General features: G+C 65.4%; 3 protein-coding genes. All 3 read right to left on the minus strand.

Annotated features, from left to right (window positions below; translation table 11 throughout):
- The coding region (locus EN884_RS35820; RefSeq protein ID WP_245492050.1) for a PfkB family carbohydrate kinase at nt 1-315 on the minus strand (315 nt) is incomplete at its 3' end.
- Between the two features lie 153 nt (nt 316-468).
- Nucleotides 469-951: a hypothetical protein gene (locus tag EN884_RS35825; RefSeq protein WP_027161333.1), complete on the minus strand. Its 483-nt coding sequence runs from the start codon at nt 949-951 to the stop codon at nt 469-471.
- Nucleotides 926-1,438, minus strand: a complete 513-nt coding sequence (locus EN884_RS35830; RefSeq protein WP_027161334.1) for a hypothetical protein — start codon at nt 1,436-1,438, stop codon at nt 926-928. Before EN884_RS35830 ends, EN884_RS35825 begins: the two co-directional genes overlap by 26 nt.
- Nucleotides 1,439-1,448: the final 10 nt, after the last annotated feature.

Consider the following 1,448-nt stretch of genomic DNA (forward strand, 5'->3'; position numbering starts at 1 on the left):
GGCGATGATGTTCTCGCCGTCGTCGGCGACCATGATCAGTGCCGTGCCGGTCGAGGCGTGAGTCTCGGCAACGCCGGACAGGTCGACCTTGCCGTCGCGCAGCAATGCCAGTGCCTCGGCGGCGAAGCTGTCCCTGCCGACGGCGCCGACCATGCGCACCGAGGCGCCGGCGCGTGCGGCGGCCAGGGCCTGGTTGGCGCCCTTGCCCCCGGGCGCGGTGGTGAAGGCCGAGCCGCCCACCGTCTCGCCGGGGCTCGGCAAGCGGTCGACCTTGGCGATAAGGTCGAGGTTGATCGAGCCGATGACGATAATCAAGCAGGGCCTCCTGGCAACGCAAATTCAAAATGCCGGAGCGTCTTCGTGCGTCCGGGCGAACGCAGATCGTTCCGATTGCGTGGAAGCTAACCTGTAAGGCCGCAGCTTGCCAGACCACGCGCATGGTCCAGCCCGATTTGAGTTGTCGCGGCCTTATTCGCAGCGCACGGTGACCGTGCCCTGATAGTTGCCGGCGGGAAAGATACCGCTCGACTTGGTGGCGGTGAGGTCGACCTGCATCGCGTGGGTGCCGTTGGCAACCCTCTGCGGCACACTTCCGTTGACATCGGCCCCCGAGCCATCGAGGCGGAAGACCGAAGCGAACGTCACGTTGGTGCCACCGCCGCTCGGCGCGGACGAGAATGCGGCAGGCGCCGGCGCCGAAACCGAATAGCAGTCAAGCAGGTTGAGTATTGAGCATAACAGGGAGCTTGCCACCACGGTGGCGCTGGCGCTCGATCCGCCTGCCTGTTTGGAGCCCAGTATGCTGATGGCGGGACTGGCCTTCATCGTTCCGGACGCCCCGACCATGATGGTGCAGGTGCCGATGATCGCCGCCTGCATCGGAAGGCAGGAACCGGCAAGTGCCGCCATCGCAAACAGCGCGCGGCTACTGCTTCTTCTTTTTCTTGCCATCGCCATTTCCGGTTCTGATGCTCCAGCCTTCGTTGGCCCACCCCGGTGATGCGGTCGCGGGAGCGGTGGCGGCAATACTCGCCGTCTGGCCGTCGGTGCCGAGGCCCATTTTGAGGAGCTTCAGCTCCAGCTGAAGGCGCTCGACCTCAAGCTCGTAGAGACGGCTGCAATCGACGCGCTTGGGCGTACGCCCGATGGGGATCACCACGCGGCCGTAAGTGGCGACATCATTGTCGGACTGGCTGTTGCCTCTGATGACGCCGAGATCGACATAGGCGCCGGAGCCGGAGACGGCGGAACGGCAAGTGGTGCCATCCGCGGCATGGACCTCGTCCTGGCCCTGGGGCAAGGTGACGCCGGGCAGGTTGAAGCCGCTTTCGTTCTGGTTGAGGTTGTAGACGTCCTCGGCCCCGGCCGGCGAGGCACCCGCCCAAACAGCCGCGAGCGCCAGTGTCAGGACTTGCGGCGCCCAAAAAACTTTCCGCATATCTGTGCCC

The sequence above is a fragment of the Mesorhizobium sp. M7A.F.Ca.AU.001.01.1.1 genome (genome assembly GCF_004022735.1).
GTDB classification, from domain to species: domain Bacteria; phylum Pseudomonadota; class Alphaproteobacteria; order Rhizobiales; family Rhizobiaceae; genus Mesorhizobium; species Mesorhizobium ciceri.

Coding starts and splice junctions, on each gene's coding strand:
- EN884_RS35830 (WP_027161334.1), bottom strand. CDS start 1,438: ATGCGGAAAGTTTTTTGGGCGCCGCAAGTCCTGACACTGGCGCTCGCG.
- EN884_RS35825 (WP_027161333.1), bottom strand. CDS start 951: ATGGCAAGAAAAAGAAGAAGCAGTAGCCGCGCGCTGTTTGCGATGGCG.